The following is a 23,294-nucleotide window of genomic DNA, read 5'->3' on the forward strand; positions in this document are numbered from 1 at the left end:
CGATCTAATGCATCCAGATCGAATTGTGCGACATACAAGGGGTTGGGGGAGAGGGTAAGCGGCTCTGCTTGCCACTCGGCGCTATTTGAACCGCCCGCCCTCTCCCCCGGCCCCTCTCCCGCCATGCGGGCGAGGGGAGAACACCAGCGCAATCAGCGTCCCCTGCCCCACCACCATACCCGCATCCCCAGCAGCACGAACACCACTGCGGCGTAGATCGATACTTCGCCGAAATCGTTCTTGCCGGCCTTGTGCCACCAGTAGTGCAGGATTGCCAGCACGGCAATCGCATAGATCGCGCGATGCAGGGCCTGCCAGCGCTTGCCGCCGATCCAGCGCACCATCACGTTGGCCGAGGTAAGCGCCAGCGGCACCATCAGCACGAACGCGGCAAACCCCACGGTTATGAACGGTCGCTTGCCAATGTCCTTGATCATGTAGGCCACGTCGAAGCCGCGGTCCACGGCCAGCCAGAGCAGGAAATGCTGCACGGCGTAGAAGAACGTGAACAGCCCGAGCATGCGGCGCAGGCGTAGCAGCCAGTGCCAGCCGGTAATGCGGCGCAGCGGCGTAATGGCCAGCGTCACGCACAGCATGACCAACGTCCAGGTACCGGTGGACCGGGTCACGAATTCCAGCGGATTTGCGCCGAACTGCGAGGTCGATCCGAGATAGAGCAAGCGCAGGAATGGCAGCAGCGCAAGCAACCATACGATGATTTTCAAGCGCCGCACGTGGACCGGCGCGAGCATGACCGGCACGGTTGTCCGCGCGCTTGCCGCCGGCAGCTCGCGCTCCGCCATCAGAAGTTCTTCCTCAGGTCCATGCCCTGGTAAAGCGATGCCACCTGCGCGCCATAGCCATTGAATGGCAGCGTCTTGCGCTTGGGCGCAAACAGCGCGGAGAATCCGCCACCGCCCTTGTCCTCGCCAATGCGACGCTCGGTCGCCTGGCTCCAGCGCGGATGGTCGACGTCGGGATTCACGTTGGAGTAGAAGCCATACTCGCTGGGTGCGGCAATATTCCAACTGGTTGGCGGCTGCTTGTCGACAAAGCGGATCTTCACGATCGACTTGGCGCTCTTGAAGCCGTACTTCCACGGCAGCACCATTCGTACCGGCGCGCCATTCTGGTTCGGCAGCACCTCGCCATAGAGGCCGAACGTCAGCAGCGCCAGCGGATGCATTGCCTCGTCGAGACGCAGCCCTTCGCTATACGGCCAGTCGAGCACGCGGCTGCCGATGCCTGGCATCTGCTTCTTGTCGGCCAGCGTGATGAATTGCACGTACCTGGCACCGGGCTGCGGTTCGAGCCGCTTGATCAGCTCGGCCAGCGGGTAGCCGATCCACGGAATGACCATCGACCAGCCTTCAACGCAGCGCAGACGATAGACGCGCTCTTCCATCGGCGCGAGCTTCATCAGTTCGTCGAGATCGTAGACCTTGGGCTGCTTGACCAAGCCTTCCACAGCCACCTGCCACGGACGCGGCCGCAGCGTGCCCGCATTGCGCGCGGGATCGGACTTGTCGGTGCCGAACTCGTAGAAGTTGTTGTAGGTCGTGACATCCGCATACGGCGTGCGCTTTTCCGTCACGACGAACGCGTTGTTCGGCGTGGCCGGCAGCTTCGCCAGCTTGCCAGGGGCTTCCTGCGCCATGGCCTGCCGGGCGGCCCACGGTGACAGCAGGCTGCCCGCGGTACCGGCACCGGCAAGCGCCAACAGGCGCCGGCGTGACAGGTACACCGCTTGCGGCGTGATATCGGATGCGGCGATGTCATCGCCACGTAGCCATTTGGGAGAAGGGATCAGCATGATTCACCGCGTTGGGCATGTCTTGCAGCATTGGACCGCCAATGCCGGGCAAAAGTGCATGGGTGCATAGGTGCATGGGTGTAGGGCAATCGCATCGACGCGCCGCTACCCCCGCTGGTATTGCTGGTAGACCGCCTGCGCCAGCGCCAGCAAGCGCTCCCGCTCCAACGGGCCCGCCAGCGCAAAGCCAAGGTCGTGGTCCACCCAGTAGAACGCCATCGCAGCGCGCCCGGCGGACGAGCGCACCGGATTCGCCGGCGGCATGCGTTCGAGCCGGAACGCGGTATCGGGCGTGCCCTGCGCCATGCGGCGCAGTTGCAGCGACAGCCGCGTGCCGTCATCGCTTTCGTACATCAGGATGGCCATCGGGCCGCCCTCCGATGCGCCCAGGCGCCCGCCAATCAGACGGAAGCCCTGCGCATGAAGGTCGGGTACCTGCAGCGGTGCACCAAGCCGCTTCGACAGCCAGGCAATCAGATGTGCCTCGTCGCTGGCCGGCACTTCCACTACGTGCCGCACCTCGGGGGCATAGACCACGTGGCTGGCCAGCGCCTCACGCGCAAAGCGCTCCACCGGTGGCGCCGCGGCGACTTCGCCACCAAGACGATCATGCGCGTACCAGCCTCCGGCGCCGCCCACCAACAACGCGCACACGCTGGCGGCCAGCGCCAGCGGCCAGGCCGGCCGCCAGATGACTGAGCGATCGCGAGGTCCGTGCAACTCGCGCGGCAGCGCTGCCAGCGGCACGGCTTCATTCAGCACGCCATCGAGCGCGCCATGCAGCGCAGCGGCCTGCTGCCGCCATGCCTCGACCCTGCGCCCGGCATCCGGGTCCGCAGCGAGAAAAGCCTCGACCTCCGCACGGCGCGGGCCATGCAGATGACCATCCGCATAGGCATGGAGGTCCGCTTCGCTCACGGGAGTAGGGAGGCTCATCATTTGACCCGTTGCAGCGCGGCGGGCGCGGCAACGTCCTTCGCACCGCCATCCAGCAGGCGGCGCATGTGTTCACGCGCTCGCGCCAGCCGGGACATCACGGTGCCGATTGGCACCTCCAGCACCTGGGCGGCTTCCGCATAGGAAAACTGCTCCAGGCTGACCAGCAGCAACACGGCTCGCTGCGCCTCCGGCAATGCGCCGAGCGCCTGCAGCAGGTCGCGGCGCAAGCCGGGATCTGTCGCGGGTGCGGCCACATCGGGAGGATCGTCGGTCGACATCACAAGATCAACCTTGCGCAAGGCATTGAGGCGTAGCCGGTGCATCAGCGTCAGCAACCAGGGCAGCAGGCCGTCGGCACCATCGCCCCAGAATGCGCCCGGGCGCAGGCGGAAGCGCCAGCGATAGCGCAGGGCACGCTCGAGCGTGTCCTGCACCAGATCGTCAGCCAGCGCGGTGTCGCCGGTCAGGCCGCGCGCATGGCGCCGCAGACGCGGCGCCAGCGCTACCAACTGGCGCTCGAACCCTTCCATGATTGCCGTGCGCTCGGTTCCCGGAACGATCAGGGCTTGGCTACGTGCCAGACATTGTTGAGGTTGTCACCGCTCTTGTCGCCCGGTTTGGCATCCTTTGCAAAGCGATACAGCGGCATGCCGTTGTAGGCGTACTGGCGCGTACCGTCATCGCGCGTAATGACCGAGTATTTGCCCGATGCGGTCTTGCCCGGCTCCGCCAGCAGTGGCGGCCAGTTGGTGGCGCACATGCCATTGCAGACGCTCTTGCCGCCGTTGGCGGGATCGCGGTCGAACGTGTAAAGCGTCAGCCCTTGCGGATCGGTCAGCACGCCACCCGTGACCTTCACAGTCGGTGGCATGTCTCCTCCGCCTCCGCCCATTCCCATTCCGGAACAGCCAGCCAGCAGGACAGTTGCAGCGCCAAGTGCCAGGGCGATCGGACGAAGCGCGGATACAGCGGTGTGACGATTAGCCATCTTTGAGTCTCCTTCTCCGGGGCGGTACCGACAGTCGGCGCCGTTCACTCCCAGTAAACACCCGATGTGACGTGTTTATTCCGAACGCATCAAAAAAAAGTGGCTCAATCGCTCAAAAGCGCCTTTTAAGTCATCGACGATGCCTGACGCGGCAACACGCGCGTAGTCTGTCCAAAAATCACAAGGAAGTTCACTCAAGGGGCGTGGACTGACGTCGAATCAGACAACAAGAGACCGGAAATATCCGAGGTCTGGTCGGACACGACCCCAACGCGTAAACGAGGGGTAATGAAATGGGCATTAAACGTTGCCACGTCGGCCATGGCAGGTCGGCACACGCGCATCGACATTGGCAGTTCGGCAATCTAGGTAAATCGCCATTCGAACCAGTCCCTGATGGACCTAATGTTGGGAGGTCGGGCGCTGCAATTCCGCTGATTGGCTACCAAAGAGCCCATCGCGCATCGCAGACCGACGAAAACAAGAAACACCGCATCAGGAGTCTTGTCATGCGCCCCCACAACCGAGCCGCGCTCGCCGCGGCCTTGTCGTTAGCTATCGCGTTGAGCGCCAACGCAGCCGAATCCTCGGACCTCTACATCAGCGGCACCATTCTTCCGAGCGCATGTGCGATTTCTCTGTCGCCAGCCACCATCGACTACGGCACCATTCCCGCCGGAGCGCTCAGCGACACGGCATTGACGCCGCTTCCGTACATGCCGCTTTCAGTAACGATTTCCTGCGATGCGCCGACAGTGACGGCACTGGCATTTGGTGACAACCGTGCCGGTAGCGAAGGGGATCCGACGCTGTCGTCAGAAGCCTGGTTTGGGCTCGGGGAAATCGATGGCAAACCGCTCGGCGCATTCCAGCTCGTGCGGACTTCCGACAGTGTGACGGCCAATGGCGACGATGTGGGCACCATCGAGTACACGCGCAGTAACTCGTGGCTGCAGATGAACCTCGACTATCCACAGGTCTCCGCCCGCAGCGGATACCTGCTGTCGTGGTCGGCCGCCGGCACCGTGCCGTTGGCTTACAGGAGCGTGGTGGTGCCGCTAGCGGTGCGACCGATGCTGATCGGCAAGCAGAACATGCCCTCGCTGACCGATGTCGTGCCATTGGACGGCCTGGCGACCATCTCGCTGGTCTATCTCTGAGCACGCAACAAGTAAAAAGGCCTGTCGTGTGGACAGGCCTTTTTCACGTTCGGATCATGCGCTTTCAGAGTTCGCCGTAGCTGTGCAGGCCCGACAGGAACATGTTCACACCAAGGAACGCAAAGGTCGTTACCAGCAAGCCGACCAGTGCCCACCACGCCGCTACCGTGCCGCGCAGCCCCTTCATCAGGCGCATATGCAACCATGCCGCATAGTTGAGCCAGACAATCAGTGCCCAGGTTTCCTTCGGGTCCCAGCTCCAGTAGCCGCCCCAGGCTTCGGCCGCCCACAACGCGCCCAGGATCGTGGCGATCGTGAAAAACGCGAAGCCGACCGCGATCGCCTTGTACATGACGTCGTCGAGCAGTTCCAGCGACGGCAGGCGTTCCGCCAGGATGCCGCGCTGCTTGAGCAGATACGCGACCGACACCATCGCTGCCAGCGCAAACGTACCGTAGCCGATGAAGTTTGCCGGCACGTGAATCTTCATCCACCAGCTTTGCAGCGCCGGCACCAGCGGCTGGATCTCCTGCGCATTGCGGCTCACCGTGTACCACAGCAGGAAGCCGACCGCGGCGGACACCACGAGCATCACGAACGGCCCCAGCGCGCGCGTGGCGTAGCGGCGTTCGTAGTACAGGTAGAACAATGAAGTGATCAGCGTAAAGAGGACGAATACCTCATAGAGGTTCGAAATTGGAATGTGGCCGATGTCCGCGCCAATCAGGTAGGACTCGTACCAACGCACCATCATGCCCGTAAAGCCGAGTACCACGGCTGCCCAGCAAAGCTTGCTGCCGATGCTCGATCCGGTTGCCGAGCGCGAGGCAAACCCGACCCAATAGAACAGTGTGGACAGGAACACCAGAGCGCTCATCCACAAAATGGCGGACTGGCTCGACAGGAAGTACTTGAGGAAGAATGCCTGCTCCGCGCGCGCCAGATTGCCTTGATATAGCTGGATCGCAAACAGCGACAGGACCGTGATGCCGACCATCAGCGGCCGCACGGGCTTCCAGTGCCAGCCCAGCAATGCAAACGTGGGCACCGCCGCAATCAGCACGGCCTTGTCGTACACATTCATCCAGTGGCCATACTGCATCAGCGCAAACCCCGCGCCGACCGCCAGCAGTACCGCGAATGCCCAATCGACCCAGCTCAGCCGGCGCAGGAACGAAGGTTCGAGATAGTCGGCATCAAGATGGGCCGCGTCATTTGGCGCATCGTTGGCTGCGACAGTATGTCGCGGCGTCAAGCCTGGAGTGGCGTGGTTCAGATTGGAGGACATGGCATTCCTGCGCTGCGGTGTGATGCACCTGTTGTATTTGCTGTGTCGGCTGGCACGGCCGGCGCATGCGCGCGGCCGGTATGCGCTGACTTTGTACTATAGCGATGACCCGCTTTTATCATCGGGCACTGATGCACCCGATTGCGGTGCCGGGTGCGCCATTGGCGCTGCCGGTCCGGTAGGCGGGGCGATCACTTCCGCGCCCAGCGCGCGCCCGATATCGTCGCGCAAGGCCGTGAATTCCTTCTCGAAATCCATCGTGCGGCGCTGCGTCGACATCGCCATCAGCACATGGCTGCGGTCCCTGGCGGCGTCTGCGTCCCTGATCCAGATCCAGACCCGGCGTTCGCGGATGTAGAACATCGCAAATACGCCCAGTACCAGCAGCAAGCAGCCAAGATACACGATGTTCTTGCCCGGCGCACGGGTCATCTGGAACACGCTTGCCTTGACCTCCTGGAAGTCATCGAGCTGCAGGAACACCGGCGCCGCGTAGAAGAAACCATCCGACAAGGCATTGATGGCCTGTTGCAGGAACACACCGCTCTTGGCATCGTTCGGGACCACGGGCAACTTGTCCTGCTCACGCGCCAGTTGCCACAATTCCCACATCGAGCCATTCAGGATCTTCAGCAGCACGTCGGCTGCCTTCTGCTGCTCGCTCTGCGGGACCGATTTCTCGAGGAACGCAGCAATCGCGGTAAAGCCTCCAGGCGGGCCATCGGCAGACGCACGCGTGGCGCCCGCAAACAGGTCCATCGCGCGCAACGCGCTTTCGGCCAGTTGCTTGCGCAGCGCATCCTTGTCGGCGCCGGGCATCGAGATCTCTGCAAAGCGCCGCGCGGCCTCGCCACGCAACGCACTGTTCTGCAGGGCCGCACGCAGGCGCATCCAGTCGGCCACGCTGTGCTGGTCGTCGGCGGGAATGCGCAGGTAGCGGAACGGTTCGCTCGGGGAATCACGCATGCCGGCCAGGAACACGGTCTGGCCGTCGAGTTGCACCGGCAGCATGTAGTTGTTGAACTCGCGCGCCTGGCCATTGCGGTCGCGCAGCTTGTACTGGACGGACGGACCCACGTTGCGCAGGTTCTTGTCCTTGTCCACGCTCGCGGCGGCGCCAAGATGCTGCTCGAGCGTTCCCAACGTCGTACCCAGTGACGACTTCCGGGCCACGCCACGCACGTCGGCCTTGCCCGATGCATCGGTCACCGTTTCCACGTTGATCTGCCGGAAGTCGCTGAACTCGATGGTCAGGTTGTCCTGGTCGGCAGCGGTGCCGGTGCCGCTCAGTTGGACATTGCCACCCACCGTCCCCGCGATCGGGAAGGTGCCGTGCGCACTGCCGGCCATGGGATAGCCAACGAACTTCAGCCGCGAGCCACCATCCTCGAAACTCGACTGGTAGATGGCTACGCCATCGACGATCAGCGGCTCGTTGACCTTGATTGTCGCCTCGGTCTGCTTGCCCGTGGCACGATCGGTCACCACCACGTCGGACGCAAACAGCTTCGGCATGCCGGTCGAGTAGTAATCGACCTTGAACTTCTTGAGCATGATCGTGAACGGCAGGTCCTGCACCAGCGCGCCGTCGGCCACATTCAGGATGGCCGTCGATACGGTGGCGCCTTCCGGTACGAATGCGTTGCCGCGAAATCCGGGGTTACCTGGGGACAGGCGATGCTTGGCGGGGATTTCGCTGATGATGGCATTGCCGTCGATTGGAGACTTGCCACCGAACCACATCTGCGCGCGGATCAGCATGTCGCCATCGAGCAATCCGCCAATGCAGATCACGACGATGGCGGTATGCGCGAGGATATAGCCCAGCTTGTTGGCCGCACCGGCCTTGGCGGCCAGCAACGTGGCGCCCTCATGCTCCACGGGCTTGATGCGGTAGCCACGGTTGCGCAGCAGCGCACCCAACCGTCCGACGGACTCGGCCCGTGCGCGCGGTGCGTCGTATTCCCCGCGGTGATGGAACGCACGCAGGCTGCGCTCGCGCACGTGGTCCTTCCACGAACGCATCTCGATAATCATCTTCGGACCGTTGCGTGAAATACACAACGAGGTGGAGATCACCAGGAACGCGAGGATCAGCAGGAACCACCACGAGCCATACACCTTCTGCAGGGACAGCGCATGGAACAGGTCCGCCCAGAACGGCCCGAACTGATTGACATAGTTCGGATATGGCTCGTTCTGCTTGAGCACGGTGCCGATGATGCTGGCGATGGCAATCACCGTGAGCAGCGTGATGGCGAAGCGCATCGACGACAGCAGCTCGACGGCTTCGCGCAGCACGCGGTGATGTGTCTTCAGGTGCAGCCCTGAAGTGGAGGGGGTCGACATGTGCGGTAAATGCGGTAAAGCCTGAAGGCCGGTTGGGCGCTAATCCTGGCGCGAGTGTTGCACGCCGGTGTGACGCCATGCCGTGGTGCCGGAAATGAAAAAGGGTGGACATGCTTTGGCAAGCAGGCCACCCTCTTCGATTGTCGCCCGTGCCGCCGGTTCATCCCCTGCGGGAATGTCCGGACGCGCGGGCCAGAGCTACGAGCTGACTGATGCTGGCGACAGCTTACCGAACGCCAGCAACGTAGTCCGCCACCGCCTTGATCTCGGCGTCCGACATCCTGGCGGTAATGGTGCTCATGACCGAATTGTTCTTGCGGGTGCCCTGGCGGAACGCCACCAGTTGCGCTTCGGTGTACTCGGAATACTGACCTCCAATGCGCGGATACTGTGCCGGAATCCCGGCGCCGGTCGGACCGTGACAGGCTGCGCAGGCCGGCACGCCCTTGGCGGCAATACCTGCACGGTAGATCTTCTGGCCCTGCTCGATCGTATCCTTGTTCTTGGCCGTGGCAGGCTTGAGCTGCTGCTTGGCCAGATAGGCGCCGATGTCCTTCATGTCCTGGTCGCTCAATGCGCCGGCATAAAGTGACATGATTGCGTTGTCGCGCGACTTGGCCTTGAAATCGACCAGTTGCTTGTGCACGTAATCGGCCTGCTGGCCCGCCAGCTTCGGATTGGCGGCGGCGCTACTGTTGCCGGCGGTGCCGTGGCATGAGAAGCATGCAGGGACATTGCGATCGGGTACGCCTTGCGTATAGAGCGTCTCGCCCTTGGCGGGATCAGCCTTCGCGGCGGCGGCCTGCTCTGCGGCAGATGCCAGCCCTGTCATTGCACCCAGCGGAACAGCCAGCGCCATGACACCCAAAAGTTTCGCAATGCGGTTCATTCTTACACCTTGTCAGAATTGTTATGAACACCGTAATGCATGCCGGTTATCCCCTGCCCGGCGGTGAGGAAGCGCCTTGGGGGCAGGAGCCTGCAACGGGTATGCGCGACATCCGGATTTGATCGGGGACAATGAACCCGACCAGTTTTAGGATATCGCCGATGACATCCGGCAAGGATGCCACACGTCACCCGCTCAGGAGACCGTAAACCGGGTTATTGTACAATAAATCGCTTTCCGGATTGACTTAGGTCAGTCTCTGTGGCGACGTCGGCACTGGCCCCCTGCCAGTGCCCCGCAGTCTGCTTACGCGTCTGCCCACTTCAACGCATTTGCGCATGTCTCTCCTACATCAGGCCCGCTTCTTTATCACCGTCAACCATCTGCGCGACCTGCCCGCCACGGCCGTGCCCGAGGTGGCGTTCGCCGGCCGCTCCAACGCCGGCAAGTCGACGGCCATCAACACGCTCTGCAACCAGAAGCGCCTGGCGTTTTCGTCGCGCACGCCTGGTCGCACGCAACACATCAATTACTTCAACGTGGCCCCGGTCAAGGCGCCCGATCCGATCGCCTTCCTGGTGGACCTGCCCGGCTACGGGTACGCCGAGGTTTCCGGCAGTGCCAAGTTCCACTGGCAAGGCCTGTTGTCCGACTACGTGCAGACCCGCCAGCAGCTGATGGGCCTGATCCTGATGATGGACGCGCGCCGGCCATTCACCGACCTCGATTGCCAGATGGTCGAGTGGTTCCTGCCCACCGGCAAGCCGATCCACGTGTTGCTGACCAAGGCCGACAAGCTCACCAACAGCGACAACGCGCTGGCACTGCGCGAGACCAAGCGGATGCTGGCCGAGTACGCGAGCCAGATGGAGAACCCGCCGCCGATGACCGCGCAGCTGTTCTCGAGCCTGAAGCGACGCGGGATCGAGGAAGCGCAACGTGTGGTGGCCGGCTGGCTGGCGCTGCCCGAGGCGCAGCCTCCGGCCGAAGCGCCGGGCACCTCGCAGGGCTAGGTACGCTTTCTCCGCCAACCGGATGTGAGTGCGCCCAGCCGGGCGCACAAAAAAAAGCCCCGTTGCAAGCAACGGGGACGAACTTTCCCACCGGTTCAGGGCGGGTACCCGCTCAGGGAGGAGTAGCGGGGGACACCGCGCTGCGCGAAGCAACACAAGGTATCCGCGAGTATGATAGCGGGCACGTACAAAAGTTCGCTTTTCTTTCGGCGCATGGTGGTCGTCTTCGATCGCCGGGTCGACCAACGATCATCGCGGTGACGCGCGCCGCTCATTTGTCCACGACTTTTCTCCCTCCCGATTCAAGCCATGTCCACGTTCCCCGAGTACCGTCCCCGCCGCATGCGTCGTGACGATTTCTCGCGCCGCATGATGCGCGAAAATCGCCTGACGCCCGACAACCTGATCTACCCGGTATTCATCCTGGAAGGCCAGAACCAGCGCGAAGTGGTGGCGTCGATGCCTGGCGTGGAGCGCGTGTCGGTGGACCTGCTGATGCCGATTGCCGAAGACTGCGTGAAGCTTGGCATTCCGGTGATCGCACTGTTCCCGGTCATCGACCCGGCCATCAAGACGCCAGACGGCATCGAGGCCACCAACCCCGAAGGCCTGGTGCCGCGCGCGGTGCGCGCGCTGAAGGATCGCTTCCCCGAACTCGGCGTGCTGACCGACGTGGCGCTGGACCCGTACACGAGCCACGGCCAGGATGGCGTGCTGGACGACAACGGGTACGTCATCAACGACATCACGGTCGAGATCCTCGTCAAGCAGGCGTTGGTGCAGGCGGAATCCGGGGTCGACATCGTGGCGCCATCGGACATGATGGATGGCCGCATCGGCGCCGTGCGCGCCGCGCTGGAAGATGCCGGCCACATCCATACGCGCATCATGGCGTACTCGGCCAAGTACGCATCGGCCTTCTACGGCCCGTTCCGCGATGCGGTGGGCTCGGCGGCCAACCTGGGCAAGGGCAACAAGATGACCTACCAGATGGACCCGTCGAACACCGATGAAGCCTTGCGTGAAGTGGCGCAGGACATCATGGAAGGCGCCGACATGGTCATGGTGAAGCCCGGCATGCCCTATCTGGACATCGTGCGCCGCGTGAAGGACGAGTTCCGCTTTCCCACCTATGTCTACCAGGTCAGCGGCGAGTACGCGATGCTCAAGGCCGCGGCTCAGAACGGCTGGCTCGACCACGACAAGGTGATGATGGAATCGCTGCTGGCATTCCGCCGTGCCGGCGCGGATGGCATCCTTACCTACTTCGCGCGCGACGCTGCTCGCCTGCTGCAGGCCTGAGCACGCACCGCATGCAACTGCTCGGCTTCTCGGCCAGCCAGGTTCACCCGCTCGCGACGCTGGATGCTGCGCGGGAATTCCTCGCGGAAAACGCGGCGGCCCGCTTCGTGTGGGCCGACTTCGGTACCGACGAAGTCACGCCCGCGCCCGGCGCGTGGCGTGACAGCCTGGCCGCGCTGACCGGCGCGCCGATCCTGGACCTGCATCTGGCCGACGCCACCAATCCCGCGCATCCGTCGTTCTTCGATACGACCAATGCGTACGATATGGTGATCTTCCGCAAGCTCACGTTTGAAACGAGCCGGCAGTTTGCGGAAGCCGAGGCCGCGCATGCGGCCACCAGCGGCGAGCCGCCCGCGCCGCCGACACCATCGGCACAGCCAGCACCGCCGGCACCACCGTCAATGCCGGCGCCACGCAAGGCAGCCCGCAAGTACGCGCCAGGCTTCCTTCCCGCGCTGGCACGCATCGACACCCAGCCGGTGGCGTTCTTCGTGTTCGACAATGTGCTGGTCACCGTACGCCCATCGCCGTCCCGCACGATCGATCAGGTACGGCAGCGGCTGCTCGATACCTGCGGCGCGCCACGTACCGCAGCCCCGCGCGCCAATGGTGCTACGTCGCTATTGCACGGGGTACGCCCGCCGACGCGGCCGGAAGACCTGATGCTGCGGCTGCTGAACGCGATGGTTGACCGCTATCTGGACCTGCGAGCACCGCTGACCCGGCAGCTCGACCGATGGCAACGCGCTTTGTTGAGTTCGAGGCAGAGTTTTTCGAGTTGGGAAGGGCTGCTCGATGCGCGGATCCAGCTGCGTCGGCTCGAGCATCTTAGTGAAGAGCAACGCGACGCCTTGCAGGAATTCCGCGACAGCCTGCTCGACAATCGCTACAGCACCGATGAGGATGGCGACACTGCGGCGGCCAGTCGCGACGAAGTACTGCTGGTACGCCTGACCGACCTGATGGAGCACATCCTGCGCGTGCTCGCCCACGCACGGCGGTTGGAAGACTCGATCGAATCGGCGGTACAGATCCATTTCTCCGCCGTCGCGCACCGTACCAACCGGACCATGCGCGCGCTGACCATCATTACCGCGCTGTTCATGCCGCTCACACTGATCACCGGTGTATTCGGCATGAACTTCACCCGCATGCCGTGGCTGCAGGAGCCAAACGGTTTCTGGTGGTCGATCGGGCTGATGGGCGCCGTGGTCGCCACGATCGGCGGCATCTGGGGCCTGGGACGCTGGCTCGATCGCTGACTGCGTCCCCGGTACCCGGTTCAGGTCTGCGGCGCCTTGCCGAATGCGCGCTCCAGACTATCCAGGAACCGGTTCGCCGACTGGTAGCCGATCACCCTTACCGGACGCTCACGGCCATCCGCGCCAAACAGGATGATGCCCGGCGGTCCAAACAGGCCAAAGCGCTTCAACAGCGCCTTGTCGTCGGCATTGTTGGCGGTGACATCGGCCTGTAGCAGGACCACATTGCTCAGTCGCGCCCGTACCTTGGCATCGGGAAACGTCAGCTTTTCCATCTCCTTGCAGCTGACGCACCAATCCGCATAGAAATCGAGCAATACCGGCCGTCCGGCTGCGGCGGCCTGCGCTACACGCGCATCGAGTTCCGCCACGCTGCGCACGCGCTCGAAGCGCACGGCTTCCTTGCCGGCCTGCGCGCCCGGGGCCAAGGACAAGCTGCCGAGATGCGACAACGGCTGCAGCGGATCTCGTCCGCCCGATGCCACACCAACGATCTGGATCGCGCCGGCCAGCGCGGCAAGCAGGCCCAGACCCTTGCCTAGCCGCATCAGTCCGCGCGGATCCGGACCCAGCGCATCGAAAGCGCCCAGGTACACGGCCGCTACCACCAGCAACGCCGCCCACGCCAGCATCACGATCCAGGCCGGCAGCACCGGCGTCACCATCCAGATCGCCACACCCAGCAACACAAAGCCGAAGAAGCGCTTGGTGGCCTCCATCCACTTGCCGGCACGCGGCAGCAAATTACCGGCCCCAACGCCCACCAGCAGCAGTGGCATGCCCATGCCGAGTGACATCGCCAACAGCGCCGCGCCGCCGGTCAGTGCATCGCCGGTCTGGGCGATATACGCCAGCGCACCGGCAAGCGGTGCGGTTACACAAGGTCCGACGATCAAGGCTGAAATCGCACCCATCGCCGCCGCGCCCACCATCTGCCCGCTGCGCCGGCGATTGGACGACTCGGTCAGGCGCGTCTGCCAGCGCTGCGGCAGTTGCAGCTCGTAGAGACCGAACATCGACAACGACAGCGCGACCATCAACAGCGCAAACACGCCCAGCACCCAAGGCGTCTGGAGCGCCGCCGACAGGCCCTCGCCGGCCAGCCCGGCGGCAACCCCCACCGCCGTATAAACCACGGCCATGCCGAGCACATAGGCCAGCGACACCATGAAAGCGCGACCACGCGTCACATGCTCGCCCACCACGATCGACGACAGAATCGGCACCATCGGCAGCACACATGGCGTGAACGTCAGCAACAGTCCCAATCCGAAGAACAGGCCCGCGATCAGGGCCAGGTTGCGGCTGGCAAGCGCGCCGGCAATCCGGTCGTTGTCGTCGCCCTGCACCACGCGCGCGCCCGTTGCCCGCGGCGATTCGTTGGCGGGAGACTGTTCGGCGGCATTGCCGGCCTGAGGTACCGCAGGGCTTGATTTGGCCGACGCGCCGCGGTCACCGAACAGGTTGCCAAGCGCGGACCCACCCACCTTGTACAGGCTTTCCATCGGCGGGTAGCACAGTCCCTTGTCCGCGCAGCCTTGCGAGGTCACTACCAGCGTCCATCGCCCATCGGCGGGCGCTTGCTCGACCGGGATCCGGACCACGATGGCGCCCCGGTAGGTTTCCATGTCCTTGCCGAACGTTTCGTCAAAGTGGACCTTGCCTTGCGGCATCGCGGGCTTTCCAAGCCGGACGCCTTCAGGCTGGGCCGCAAACGCAAATCGCTCGCGATAGAGGTAGTAGCCGTCGGCTACGTCGAAGCGGACTTCAATGGTGGTCGGATCGACCTGCTTCGCGGCAAAGCGGAACGCCTGTTCGGGCGGCAGGAAGTCGTCCTCGGTGGCGGCGTGTGCACCGCTCCACACGAAAAGACAGGCGAGGACGGCCAGTACGAATGCGGCTATATGTCGCATACCTGTTTGCACACCCGAACGCACGCAATTGCCGTTTGCGTCACCATTTTTCCATGCCGCGCCGATGCTGCCTGCCGTTGTTCCCGCCGTCGTTCCCATAAGGATGTTCCGATGCTTGTTGTACTTCAGGGCTTGGCTGCCGCCCCTGTGGTTTCGTCGCGTACCCAGCCCAGATAGGCTGGCAATCCGGCCGTCAGAGGCCACGCAACGAGTTCTGGCACGTCGTAAGGGTGCTCGGCCCGGATCAACGCTTCCAGCGCCGCATAATGCCGCTGTGTGGTCTTGATCAGCAACGGCCACTCCTGCGCCTGCTCCAACTGCCCTTGCCACCAGTACTCCGACTGGCAAGGCGCCAGGCGGTTCACGCAGGCCGCCACCCGCGCCTCGAGCACGCGCCGCGCAACCCGGGCGGCAGAGGCTTCGTCAGGCAGGTTGGTCATGGCCATCCAGACCGCATCCGCGAATTCGGGCTGCGCTCCGCCATGCGTTGGTTGTGAAGCAGTCATGAGTGATGATGAGTGGATGAGGGCACAAAACAAAAGAGCCAGGCATTAGCCTGGCTCGATTGTAGTGCGGTGTCCGCTCACCCGTCAGCGAGGACGGGCGCGGTCATCACTTATTCCGCGGCTTCTTCGGCCGGGGCTTCGGTGATTTCCGGACGATCCACCAGCTCGACCAGCGCCATCGGCGCATTGTCGCCCTGACGGAAGCCGAACTTCAGGATGCGGGTGTAGCCGCCCGGACGGGTGGCGTAGCGCGGGCCCAGTTCGTTGAACAGCTTCGTAACCATGTCGCGGTCGCGCAGACGGGCAAATGCCAGACGGCGGTTGGCAACGGTGTCCTTCTTGGCCAGCGTGATGAGGGGCTCGACAACCTTGCGCAGTTCCTTGGCCTTGGGCAGGGTGGTCTTGATCAGCTCGTGCTGGAACAGCGAGTTGGACATGTTGCGCAGCATCGCGAGACGGTGCGACGAGGTGCGGTTCAGTTTCCGCAAACCATGACGGTGACGCATGATGATTCCTTTCGATTACAGTGTTTGACCAGCTCTTCTATCGCAACTGCTGCAACTGCGGCGAATTCGTCCGCAATACAGGCAACGGCGCGGGCCGGTAGTGCTTCGATGCCAGGGCGAGATTGCCGTTGGCACTAATGACATGCGGGGCCGCGTTGCCGCAACCCCGCACCGTCAATTACTTCTCCAGACCTGCGGGCGGCCAGTTCTCGAGCTTCATGCCGAGGGTCAGGCCACGCGAAGCCAGGACTTCCTTGATCTCGTTGAGCGACTTGCGACCCAGGTTCGGGGTCTTGAGCAGTTCGTTCTCGGTACGCTGGATCAGGTCGCCGATGTAGTAGATGTTTTCGGCCTTCAGGCAGTTGGCCGAACGCACCGTCAGTTCCAGATCGTCCACCGGACGCAGCAGGATCGGATCGATCTGCGGTGCGCGGCTCGAAGCAGCTTCAGCAGCCGATTCAGTGCCTTCCAGTGCGGCGAACACCGACAGTTGGTCCACCAGGATGCGGGCCGACTGGCGAATCGCTTCCTCCGGCGAGATCACGCCGTCGGTTTCGATGTTCATCACCAGCTTGTCCAGGTCGGTACGCTGTTCCACACGAGCCGATTCCACTGCGTACGACACGCGGCGGACCGGCGAGAACGAGGCGTCCAGCACGATGCGGCCGATTACCTTGCCAGCTTCGTCGCCAAACTTGCGCACGTTGCCCGGCACATAACCACGGCCTTGCTCGACCTTGATCTGCATGTCGAGCTTGCCGCCTGCGGACAGGTGGGCAATCACGTGACCCGGATTGATGATCTCGACGTCGTGCGGCAGCTCGATGTCGGCAGCCGTGACCACGCCTTCGCCATCCTTGCGCAGCGACACCGTGACTTCATCACGGTTGTGCAGCTTGAACACCACGCCCTTCAGGTTGAGGAGCAGGTTAACGACGTCTTCCTGCACGCCGTCGATGGTGGAATACTCGTGGACGACCCCAGCGATCGTGACTTCGGTCGGGGCATAGCCGACCATCGACGACAGCAGTACCCGACGCAGGGCGTTACCAAGCGTATGCCCGTAACCGCGCTCAAACGGCTCCATCACGACTTTGGCGTGGTGGTCGCCCAGCGGTTCTACGGCGATGATTTTTGGCTTGAGGAGTGCTGTTTGCATTAGGTAGTCCTTTTCAATACCCTCGGCTCGTTACACCGATAAGGCTGACGTTTGGAACCTGAGAAAGCCCATCGCACGATGGGCAATAAGCCCGGCGCGCCGCAAAGCGCGCCGGGCTGAAAGCGTAGCCTTGTACGAAAGGCAAGCGCTGAATCGTTCGAATCCCGATCCGCGATTAACGCGAATACAATTCGACGATCAGGCTTTCGTTGATGTCGCCAGCGATATCGGCGCGATCCGGAGCTTGCTTGAACGTGCCTTCGAACTTCTTCGAATCAACGTTCACCCAGGTCGGGAAGCCCGACTGCTCGGCCAGCGAGAGCGCTTCGGCGATACGAACCTGCTTCTTCGACTGTTCGCGGATCGACACAACGTCACCAGCCTTGATCTGGGCCGACGGCACGTTCAGGGCTTGACCGTTCACCAGGATCGCCTTGTGCGAAACCAGCTGACGCGCTTCAGCGCGGGTCGAACCAAAGCCCATGCGGTACACGACGTTGTCGAGACGCGACTCGAGCAGTTGCAGCAGCTTTTCACCGGTGTTGCCCTTGCGGCGATCGGCTTCGGCGAAGTAGCGGCGGAACTGGCGCTCGAGCACACCGTAGATGCGCTTGACCTTCTGCTTTTCGCGCAGCTGGTTGCCGTAGTCCGACGTACGGGCACCCGAGGTGCGGCCGTGTTGACCAGGCTTGCTGTCCAGCTTGCACTTGTCAGCCAGCGAGCGACGGGCGCTCTTCAGGAACAGATCTGTGCCTTCGCGGCGGGAAAGTTTGGCCTTCGGGCCGGTATAACGTGCCACTTTATCTTCCTTTGATCGATCGCGACGCCATCAGGACGCGCCGCGAGTCCGTCACCAGTTGTGACGGACGGTGGGCTTATGGTTCTTCATCCGCAGCGGCCGAGCCGCACGGAGGTAACGCAAAAGCATGACAATATCGCCCTCACCGAGCTCACCGCCGTAACGGCAGGACTCATTGCGCGGGCGCAAAACGAAAACCTGCCGCAATGAATTGCAGCAGGTCAACGCGCGATACTACCACATCCCAGGGACCGGGGTAAAACCCCAACCGCATCCCCGGTAAGCCTGGCGCTTAGATACGGCGGCGCTTCGGCGGACGGCAGCCGTTGTGCGGAACCGGCGTCACGTCTTCGATGATGGCAATCTTGATGCCCAGTGCGTTCAGTGCACGGACAGCCGATTCACGGCCGGGACCCGGGCCCTTGATGCGCACTTCCAGGTTCTTGATACCCTGGTCTTGCGCCACACGGCCGGCGTTCTCGGCAGCAACCTGGGCAGCAAACGGGGTCGACTTACGCGAACCCTTGAAGCCCTGGCCACCGGCGGTTGCCCACGACAGGGCGTTGCCCTGGCGATCGGTGATGGTGATGATGGTGTTGTTGAACGAAGCGTGGACGTGCGCGATGCCGTCGGCAACGTTCTTCTTGACCTTCTTACGCGCGCGCTGGGCGGCGTTATTCGGACCTTTTGCCATTCGTTTCTTCCTATGCCTTCGGCTTTACTTCTTCAGTGCCACGCCGGCCTTACGCGGACCCTTGCGAGTACGTGCGTTGGTGCGGGTACGCTGACCACGGAGCGGCAGGCCCTTGCGGTGACGCATGCCACGATAGCAACCAAGGTCCATCAGACGCTTGATGTTCATCGTGGTTTCACGACGCAGGTCACCCTCGACCGTGACCTTGCCCACTTCGTCACGAAGCTTTTCAAGGTCGCCGTCGGTCAGATCCTTGACCTTCTTGTCAAACGCTACACCGGTGGCCTCGCAAATCTTGCGGGCGCGCGAGCGGCCGATACCGTAAATGGCGGTCAGGCCGATTTCGGTATGCTTGTGGTTCGGGATGTTAACCCCTGCGATACGTGCCATTCGTCAATCCTCTTTCCGATTAGCCTTGGCGTTGCTTGTGGCGGGGATCCGACGAGCAGATCACGCGCACGACACCGTTGCGCTTGATGATTTTGCAGTTGCGGCAAATGCGCTTAACAGAAGCCAGCACTTTCATGATTTTCCTCTTCCTTCAATTCCTGTTCGCTTCACTTCGTCCGGAAGACGATACGTGCGCGCGACAAATCATATGGAGTCAGCTCAACCGTCACCTTGTCACCCGGAAGAATCCGGATGTAGTTCATTCGCATCTTGCCTGAGATATGGCCCAGTACTACGTGGCCGTTTTCAAGCTTGACGCGGAACGTCGCGTTGGGGAGATTTTCCAGGACCTCCCCCTGCATCTGGATGACGTCGTCTTTTGCCATACCTGGTGCCCGTCCCGACCCCGGCTTTGTCAGCGCAAGGTCAGGTTACCCTTGAAATTCGCCTTCTTCAGCAGCGACTCGTATTGCTGCGACATGACATAGGACTGTACCTGTGACATGAAGTCCATCGTGACGACCACGATGATCAGCAACGAGGTTCCGCCGAAATAGAACGGAACGTTCCAGCGCAGCACCAGGAATTCCGGCAACAGGCAGACTAGCGTGATGTAAATCGCACCAGCCAGCGTCAGGCGCACCAGGATCTTGTCGATATAGCGCGTCGTTTGCTCGCCCGGACGGATGCCCGGAATGAAGGCTCCACTTTTCTTCAGGTTATCCGCTACTTCCCGGCTGTTATAGACCAGGGCCGTATAGAAGAAGCAGAAGAATACAATCGCAGTCGCATACAGCAGGATGTAGACCGGCTGGCCCGGCGACAACGTGGCTGCCAGGTCCTTGATGAACCGGCCAACCGCGCCCGTCGAGTCAGACGTGAACCAGCCCGCAATCGTCGCCGGGAACAGAATGATCGACGATGCAAAGATCGGCGGAATCACCCCTGCCATGTTCAGCTTCAGCGGCAGGTGCGACGACTGACCGCCGTACACCTTGTTGCCGACCTGACGCTTGGCATAGTTCACCAGGATCTTGCGCTGACCACGCTCGATAAACACCACGGCGTAGGTCACACCAGCCACGATCGCCACGATCAGGATCGCCGCGATGATGCTCATGGAACCCGTGCGGACCAGTTCAAACAGTCCGCCGATCGCATTGGGCAAGCCCGCCGCGATACCGCCAAAGATGATGATCGAGATGCCGTTGCCCAGACCACGCTCGGTGATCTGCTCACCCAGCCACATCAGGAACATCGTGCCGGTCACCAACGTGATCACAGCCGTCGCCCGGAACATCAGGCCCGGGTCGATAACCAGACCCGGCTGAGACTCCAGCGCCACTGCAATCGACAGCGCCTGGAACGTGGCCAGGACCACCGTACCGTAACGCGTGTATTGCGTGATTTTCCGTTGCCCCGCCTGCCCTTCCTTCTTCAACGACTCCAGCTGCGGCAGCACGATCGTCAGCAACTGCATGATGATCGACGCCGAGATGTACGGCATGATGCCGAGCGCGAAGACGGTAAAGCGCGACAGCGCACCGCCCGAGAACAGGTTAAACATCCCGAGGATGCCACCCGACTGACTCTGGAAAAGCTTCGCAAGCTGGTCCGGATCGATCCCCGGCACCGGAATATGTGCACCGATGCGGTAGACGATCAAAGCCAGCACCAGGAACATCAGCCGGCGCTTCAAATCGCCGTACTTCGCCGTGTTCCTGGCCTGCGTGCTTGCATTGGGTTTCGCCGTGGCCAAACGATGCTCCGACTGTGACTTCGCCTATGCTGCGAATGCTACTGCGTAATTACGCTTCGATCTGGCCGCCAGCGGCTTCGATCGCAGCCTTGGCGCCAGCGGTGGCACCCAGACCCTTGATCGTCACCTTGCGGGACAGTTCGCCAGCCTTGATGACCTTTGCGCTCTTGACCAGATCGCCCACCAGGCCAGCTGCCTTCAGGACCAGCAGGTCCACTTCAGCAGCTTCCAGGCGCTCGATGTCGCGCAGGGTCACTTCGGCGTTGAAGGCCTTGGTCAGCGAGGTGAAACCACGCTTCGGCAGACGACGATACAGCGGCATTTGACCGCCTTCGAAGCCCACCTTGTGGAAGCCGCCCGAACGCGACTTCTGACCCTTGTGACCGCGACCAGCCGTCTTGCCCAGGCCGGAGCCGATACCGCGGCCGACGCGACGCTTGGCGTGCTTCGAACCGTCAGCCGGTTTCAGGTTGTTCAGTTGCATGTTGCTCTCCGAGTCCAGATCAGGCCAGAACCTTGACCAGGTACGAGACCTTGTTGATCATGCCGCGCACGGCGGGCGTGTCCTGCAGCTCCGAAACGGAGTTCAGGCGACGCAGGCCCAGGCCACGGACGGTGGCACGATGATCCTCGCGCGTGCCGATCAGGCTGCGCACGAGTTGCACTTTTACGGTTTTCTGCGACATTTCGTTCACCTTAGCCGAGGATGTCTTCGACCGACTTGCCACGCTTGGCGGCGATTTCGCCCGGCGTGCTCATCTTGCTCAGACCATCGAGGGTGGCACGAACCATGTTGTAAGGGTTCGTCGAACCGTGCGACTTCGTCACAACGTTCGTCACACCCATTACTTCGAAGATCGCGCGCATCGGGCCGCCGGCGATCACGCCGGTACCTTCCTTGGCGGGCATCATCAGCACCTTGGCGGCGCCATGCTTGCCAACAACTTCGTGTTGCAGCGTGCCGTTCTTCAAGGCGACCTTGACCATCTTGCGACGGGCTTCGTCCATTGCCTTCTGCACGGCCACCGGTACTTCCTTGGCCTTGCCCTTGCCCATGCCGATGCGGCCATCGCCGTCACCTACCACGGTCAGCGCAGCGAAACCGAGGATACGGCCACCCTTCACCACTTTGGTGACACGGTTGACCGAGATCATCTTCTCGCGGAGGCCGTCGTCGCGTTCGTCCTGCTGGACTTTTGCTTGCATCTTTGCCATGACGTATCTCTCTCTGAGCGCTTAGAACTTGAGGCCGGCTTCACGCGCGGCATCAGCCAGGGCCTTCACGCGGCCGTGGAAGCGGAAGCCGCCACGATCGAACGCTACGGTCTCCACGCCAGCAGCCTTTGCCTTCTCGGCAACGCGCTTGCCAACTGCGGTGGCGGCGGCAACGGTAGCACCGCTGCCAGTCAGTTCCTTGCGCACTTCTGCCTCGGCGGTCGAAGCCGACGCCAGCACTTGCGTGCCGCACGGCGAGTACACCTGAGCGTAAATATGCGAATTCGTACGGAACACGGTCAGACGATTGATCTTCAGTTCCGCGATCTTGGCGCGGGTCTGACGTGCACGGCGCAAACGAGCGTCTTTCTTGTTCATCATTGGACCCCTTACTTCTTCTTGGTTTCCTTCAGGATGACGCGCTCGTCGGCGTAACGAACACCCTTGCCCTTGTAGGGCTCAGGCGGACGGTACGCGCGGACTTCCGCGGCAACCTGACCGACTTTCTGCTTGTCAGCACCCTTGATCACGATTTCCGTCTGCGTCGGCGTTTCGGCCTTCACGCCTTCCGGCATTTCGTGAATCACGTCGTGCGAGAAACCAAGCTGAAGCTTCAGCGCGGCGCCTTGCAGTTGAGCGCGGTAACCCACGCCAACCAGCTGCAGCTTGCGCTCGAAACCGGTGGTCACACCCTTGACCATGTTTGCCGCCAGGGCGCGCATGGTGCCTTGCAGGGCGTTTGCTTCACGCGATTCGTCAGCCGGGGCGAACGTCAGCGTGCCGTCGGCAACGTTGACCTTGACCAGGTTGTGAATCGACTGGGTCAGCGTACCAAGCGGGCCCTTAACGGAGAGCACGCCAGCCGCCACGTTGACTTCTGCGCCTTTCGGCAGCGCGATGGGAGCCTTACCTACACGGGACATGTTTGCTCCTTACGCGACGTAGCAGAGAACTTCACCGCCCACGCCAGTGGCACGTGCCTTGCGGTCGGTCATCAGACCCTGCGGGGTCGAAATGATCGCCACACCCAGGCCGTTCATCACTTGGGGGATGTCGCTGCGGCCCTTGTACACGCGCAGACCGGGCTTCGAGACGCGTTCGATGCGCTCGATGACCGGACGGCCAGCGTAATACTTGAGACCAATGGTCAGTTGCGCCTTGCCGCCATCTTCCTGGACCGAGTAGTCGTCGACGTAGCCTTCGTCCTTGAGGACCTTGGCGATCGCAACCTTCAGTTTCGACGAGGGCATGACCACCGACGCCTTCTGCACGCCTTGGGCGTTGCGGATGCGCGTCAGCATATCGGCGATAGGATCGCTCATGCTCATACTGTTTCTCCTGTAGCCT

General features: G+C 62.5%; 28 protein-coding genes. 4 read left to right on the plus strand and 24 right to left on the minus strand.

Annotation, left to right across the window (positions count from 1 at the left end; all coding sequences use genetic code 11):
• Positions 1–152 precede the first annotated feature (152 nt).
• The 5 genes from msrQ to ACO550_RS35425 form a co-directional block, all read right to left on the minus strand.
• A complete protein-coding gene (gene msrQ, locus ACO550_RS35405) occupies positions 153–803 on the minus strand; it encodes a protein-methionine-sulfoxide reductase heme-binding subunit MsrQ (protein ID WP_315598127.1) in 651 nt (216 codons plus the stop codon).
• Positions 803–1,813, minus strand: coding sequence for a protein-methionine-sulfoxide reductase catalytic subunit MsrP (gene msrP, locus ACO550_RS35410; protein ID WP_315598128.1), 1,011 nt, complete (start codon positions 1,811–1,813; stop codon positions 803–805). Before msrP ends, msrQ begins: the two co-directional genes overlap by 1 nt.
• 105 nt (positions 1,814–1,918) lie before the next feature.
• Complete coding sequence (locus ACO550_RS35415) at positions 1,919–2,749, minus strand: anti-sigma factor (RefSeq protein WP_315598153.1); 831 nt, start codon at positions 2,747–2,749, stop codon at positions 1,919–1,921.
• Positions 2,749–3,282 (minus strand): RNA polymerase sigma factor, encoded by a 534-nt coding sequence (locus tag ACO550_RS35420; protein WP_315598129.1) that lies wholly within the window; start codon positions 3,280–3,282, stop codon positions 2,749–2,751. Before ACO550_RS35420 ends, ACO550_RS35415 begins: the two co-directional genes overlap by 1 nt.
• Positions 3,283–3,311: 29 nt before the next feature.
• A complete protein-coding gene (locus tag ACO550_RS35425; protein WP_315598130.1) occupies positions 3,312–3,740 on the minus strand; it encodes a hypothetical protein in 429 nt (142 codons plus the stop codon).
• A gap of 509 nt (positions 3,741–4,249) precedes the next feature.
• On the opposite strand from ACO550_RS35425, the gene ACO550_RS35430 reads away from it, so the two are divergent.
• On the plus strand, positions 4,250–4,900 hold the full coding sequence (locus ACO550_RS35430; RefSeq protein WP_315598131.1) for a DUF1120 domain-containing protein: 651 nt from the start codon (positions 4,250–4,252) through the stop codon (positions 4,898–4,900).
• Positions 4,901–4,964: 64 nt separating this feature from the next.
• Here the strand turns inward: ACO550_RS35430 and ccsB are convergent, their stop codons facing one another.
• The 3 genes from ccsB to ACO550_RS35445 all read right to left on the minus strand — a co-directional run bounded on the left by ccsB (position 4,965) and on the right by ACO550_RS35445 (position 9,426).
• Positions 4,965–6,188, minus strand: a complete 1,224-nt coding sequence (ccsB, locus tag ACO550_RS35435; protein WP_315598132.1) for a c-type cytochrome biogenesis protein CcsB — start codon at positions 6,186–6,188, stop codon at positions 4,965–4,967.
• A gap of 96 nt (positions 6,189–6,284) precedes the next feature.
• On the minus strand, positions 6,285–8,537 hold the full coding sequence (locus ACO550_RS35440) for a cytochrome c biogenesis ResB family protein (protein WP_315598133.1): 2,253 nt from the start codon (positions 8,535–8,537) through the stop codon (positions 6,285–6,287).
• A 226-nt stretch (positions 8,538–8,763) separates the two neighbouring features.
• Positions 8,764–9,426, minus strand: a complete 663-nt coding sequence (locus ACO550_RS35445) for a c-type cytochrome (protein ID WP_315598134.1) — start codon at positions 9,424–9,426, stop codon at positions 8,764–8,766.
• A gap of 338 nt (positions 9,427–9,764) precedes the next feature.
• Between ACO550_RS35445 and yihA the strand changes: the two genes are divergently transcribed.
• The 3 genes from yihA (at position 9,765) to ACO550_RS35460 (ending at position 13,006) form a co-directional block, all read left to right on the plus strand.
• Positions 9,765–10,439: a ribosome biogenesis GTP-binding protein YihA/YsxC gene (gene yihA / locus ACO550_RS35450; RefSeq protein WP_315598135.1), complete on the plus strand. Its 675-nt coding sequence runs from the start codon at positions 9,765–9,767 to the stop codon at positions 10,437–10,439.
• Positions 10,440–10,748: 309 nt separating this feature from the next.
• Positions 10,749–11,741, plus strand: coding sequence for a porphobilinogen synthase (hemB, locus tag ACO550_RS35455; protein WP_315598136.1), 993 nt, complete (start codon positions 10,749–10,751; stop codon positions 11,739–11,741).
• An 11-nt stretch (positions 11,742–11,752) separates the two neighbouring features.
• A complete protein-coding gene (locus ACO550_RS35460; protein WP_315598137.1) occupies positions 11,753–13,006 on the plus strand; it encodes a CorA family divalent cation transporter in 1,254 nt (417 codons plus the stop codon).
• Between the two features lie 20 nt (positions 13,007–13,026).
• Here the strand turns inward: ACO550_RS35460 and dsbD are convergent, their stop codons facing one another.
• The 16 genes from dsbD to rpsH form a co-directional block, all read right to left on the minus strand.
• Complete coding sequence (gene dsbD / locus ACO550_RS35465; protein WP_315598138.1) at positions 13,027–14,919, minus strand: protein-disulfide reductase DsbD; 1,893 nt, start codon at positions 14,917–14,919, stop codon at positions 13,027–13,029.
• Positions 14,920–15,044: 125 nt separating this feature from the next.
• Complete coding sequence (gene cutA / locus ACO550_RS35470; protein ID WP_315598139.1) at positions 15,045–15,425, minus strand: divalent cation tolerance protein CutA; 381 nt, start codon at positions 15,423–15,425, stop codon at positions 15,045–15,047.
• Between the two features lie 110 nt (positions 15,426–15,535).
• Positions 15,536–15,931 (minus strand): 50S ribosomal protein L17, encoded by a 396-nt coding sequence (gene rplQ, locus ACO550_RS35475; protein ID WP_315598140.1) that lies wholly within the window; start codon positions 15,929–15,931, stop codon positions 15,536–15,538.
• 178 nt (positions 15,932–16,109) lie between these two features.
• The gene (locus tag ACO550_RS35480) at positions 16,110–17,090 is read right to left on the minus strand and encodes a DNA-directed RNA polymerase subunit alpha (protein ID WP_061956534.1); all 981 of its coding nucleotides are present in this window, start codon (positions 17,088–17,090) and stop codon (positions 16,110–16,112) included.
• A 175-nt stretch (positions 17,091–17,265) separates the two neighbouring features.
• A complete protein-coding gene (rpsD, locus tag ACO550_RS35485) occupies positions 17,266–17,889 on the minus strand; it encodes a 30S ribosomal protein S4 (protein WP_315598141.1) in 624 nt (207 codons plus the stop codon).
• A gap of 292 nt (positions 17,890–18,181) precedes the next feature.
• Complete coding sequence (gene rpsK / locus ACO550_RS35490; protein ID WP_130393144.1) at positions 18,182–18,583, minus strand: 30S ribosomal protein S11; 402 nt, start codon at positions 18,581–18,583, stop codon at positions 18,182–18,184.
• A 24-nt stretch (positions 18,584–18,607) separates the two neighbouring features.
• On the minus strand, positions 18,608–18,973 hold the full coding sequence (rpsM, locus tag ACO550_RS35495) for a 30S ribosomal protein S13 (protein ID WP_315598142.1): 366 nt from the start codon (positions 18,971–18,973) through the stop codon (positions 18,608–18,610).
• 19 nt (positions 18,974–18,992) lie between these two features.
• A complete protein-coding gene (rpmJ, locus tag ACO550_RS35500; RefSeq protein WP_008642959.1) occupies positions 18,993–19,109 on the minus strand; it encodes a 50S ribosomal protein L36 in 117 nt (38 codons plus the stop codon).
• 31 nt (positions 19,110–19,140) lie between these two features.
• Entirely contained in the window at positions 19,141–19,359 is a 219-nt protein-coding gene (gene infA / locus ACO550_RS35505) for a translation initiation factor IF-1 (RefSeq protein ID WP_010812378.1), read from the minus strand.
• Between the two features lie 29 nt (positions 19,360–19,388).
• On the minus strand, positions 19,389–20,732 hold the full coding sequence (gene secY / locus ACO550_RS35510) for a preprotein translocase subunit SecY (protein WP_315598143.1): 1,344 nt from the start codon (positions 20,730–20,732) through the stop codon (positions 19,389–19,391).
• 49 nt (positions 20,733–20,781) lie between these two features.
• On the minus strand, positions 20,782–21,216 hold the full coding sequence (rplO, locus tag ACO550_RS35515) for a 50S ribosomal protein L15 (protein ID WP_315598144.1): 435 nt from the start codon (positions 21,214–21,216) through the stop codon (positions 20,782–20,784).
• 19 nt (positions 21,217–21,235) lie between these two features.
• On the minus strand, positions 21,236–21,418 hold the full coding sequence (gene rpmD, locus ACO550_RS35520; protein ID WP_008642953.1) for a 50S ribosomal protein L30: 183 nt from the start codon (positions 21,416–21,418) through the stop codon (positions 21,236–21,238).
• 10 nt (positions 21,419–21,428) lie between these two features.
• Positions 21,429–21,947 carry a 30S ribosomal protein S5 gene (rpsE, locus tag ACO550_RS35525; RefSeq protein ID WP_315598145.1) on the minus strand — a complete coding sequence of 173 codons (519 nt, stop codon included), beginning with the start codon at positions 21,945–21,947 and terminating at the stop codon, positions 21,429–21,431.
• 21 nt (positions 21,948–21,968) lie between these two features.
• The gene (gene rplR / locus ACO550_RS35530) at positions 21,969–22,325 is read right to left on the minus strand and encodes a 50S ribosomal protein L18 (RefSeq protein WP_315598154.1); all 357 of its coding nucleotides are present in this window, start codon (positions 22,323–22,325) and stop codon (positions 21,969–21,971) included.
• Positions 22,326–22,336: 11 nt separating this feature from the next.
• On the minus strand, positions 22,337–22,870 hold the full coding sequence (rplF, locus tag ACO550_RS35535; RefSeq protein WP_315598146.1) for a 50S ribosomal protein L6: 534 nt from the start codon (positions 22,868–22,870) through the stop codon (positions 22,337–22,339).
• A gap of 9 nt (positions 22,871–22,879) precedes the next feature.
• The gene (gene rpsH / locus ACO550_RS35540; RefSeq protein WP_019451029.1) at positions 22,880–23,275 is read right to left on the minus strand and encodes a 30S ribosomal protein S8; all 396 of its coding nucleotides are present in this window, start codon (positions 23,273–23,275) and stop codon (positions 22,880–22,882) included.
• Positions 23,276–23,294: the final 19 nt, after the last annotated feature.

It is taken from the genome of Cupriavidus sp. (assembly GCF_057315035.1).

Coding starts and splice junctions, on each gene's coding strand:
- msrQ (WP_315598127.1), bottom strand. CDS start 803: ATGGCGGAGCGCGAGCTGCCGGCGGCAAGCGCGCGGACAACCGTGCCG.
- msrP (WP_315598128.1), bottom strand. CDS start 1,813: ATGCTGATCCCTTCTCCCAAATGGCTACGTGGCGATGACATCGCCGCA.
- ACO550_RS35415 (WP_315598153.1), bottom strand. CDS start 2,749: ATGAGCCTCCCTACTCCCGTGAGCGAAGCGGACCTCCATGCCTATGCG.
- ACO550_RS35420 (WP_315598129.1), bottom strand. CDS start 3,282: ATGGAAGGGTTCGAGCGCCAGTTGGTAGCGCTGGCGCCGCGTCTGCGG.
- ACO550_RS35425 (WP_315598130.1), bottom strand. CDS start 3,740: ATGGCTAATCGTCACACCGCTGTATCCGCGCTTCGTCCGATCGCCCTG.
- ACO550_RS35430 (WP_315598131.1), top strand. CDS start 4,250: ATGCGCCCCCACAACCGAGCCGCGCTCGCCGCGGCCTTGTCGTTAGCT.
- ccsB (WP_315598132.1), bottom strand. CDS start 6,188: ATGTCCTCCAATCTGAACCACGCCACTCCAGGCTTGACGCCGCGACAT.
- ACO550_RS35440 (WP_315598133.1), bottom strand. CDS start 8,537: ATGTCGACCCCCTCCACTTCAGGGCTGCACCTGAAGACACATCACCGC.
- ACO550_RS35445 (WP_315598134.1), bottom strand. CDS start 9,426: ATGAACCGCATTGCGAAACTTTTGGGTGTCATGGCGCTGGCTGTTCCG.
- yihA (WP_315598135.1), top strand. CDS start 9,765: ATGTCTCTCCTACATCAGGCCCGCTTCTTTATCACCGTCAACCATCTG.
- hemB (WP_315598136.1), top strand. CDS start 10,749: ATGTCCACGTTCCCCGAGTACCGTCCCCGCCGCATGCGTCGTGACGAT.
- ACO550_RS35460 (WP_315598137.1), top strand. CDS start 11,753: ATGCAACTGCTCGGCTTCTCGGCCAGCCAGGTTCACCCGCTCGCGACG.
- dsbD (WP_315598138.1), bottom strand. CDS start 14,919: ATGCGACATATAGCCGCATTCGTACTGGCCGTCCTCGCCTGTCTTTTC.
- cutA (WP_315598139.1), bottom strand. CDS start 15,425: ATGACTGCTTCACAACCAACGCATGGCGGAGCGCAGCCCGAATTCGCG.
- rplQ (WP_315598140.1), bottom strand. CDS start 15,931: ATGCGTCACCGTCATGGTTTGCGGAAACTGAACCGCACCTCGTCGCAC.
- ACO550_RS35480 (WP_061956534.1), bottom strand. CDS start 17,090: ATGCAAACAGCACTCCTCAAGCCAAAAATCATCGCCGTAGAACCGCTG.
- rpsK (WP_130393144.1), bottom strand. CDS start 18,583: ATGGCAAAAGGTCCGAATAACGCCGCCCAGCGCGCGCGTAAGAAGGTC.
- rpsM (WP_315598142.1), bottom strand. CDS start 18,973: ATGGCACGTATCGCAGGGGTTAACATCCCGAACCACAAGCATACCGAA.
- rpmJ (WP_008642959.1), bottom strand. CDS start 19,109: ATGAAAGTGCTGGCTTCTGTTAAGCGCATTTGCCGCAACTGCAAAATC.
- infA (WP_010812378.1), bottom strand. CDS start 19,359: ATGGCAAAAGACGACGTCATCCAGATGCAGGGGGAGGTCCTGGAAAAT.
- rplO (WP_315598144.1), bottom strand. CDS start 21,216: ATGCAACTGAACAACCTGAAACCGGCTGACGGTTCGAAGCACGCCAAG.
- rpmD (WP_008642953.1), bottom strand. CDS start 21,418: ATGTCGCAGAAAACCGTAAAAGTGCAACTCGTGCGCAGCCTGATCGGC.
- rpsE (WP_315598145.1), bottom strand. CDS start 21,947: ATGGCAAAGATGCAAGCAAAAGTCCAGCAGGACGAACGCGACGACGGC.
- rplR (WP_315598154.1), bottom strand. CDS start 22,325: ATGAACAAGAAAGACGCTCGTTTGCGCCGTGCACGTCAGACCCGCGCC.
- rplF (WP_315598146.1), bottom strand. CDS start 22,870: ATGTCCCGTGTAGGTAAGGCTCCCATCGCGCTGCCGAAAGGCGCAGAA.
- rpsH (WP_019451029.1), bottom strand. CDS start 23,275: ATGAGCATGAGCGATCCTATCGCCGATATGCTGACGCGCATCCGCAAC.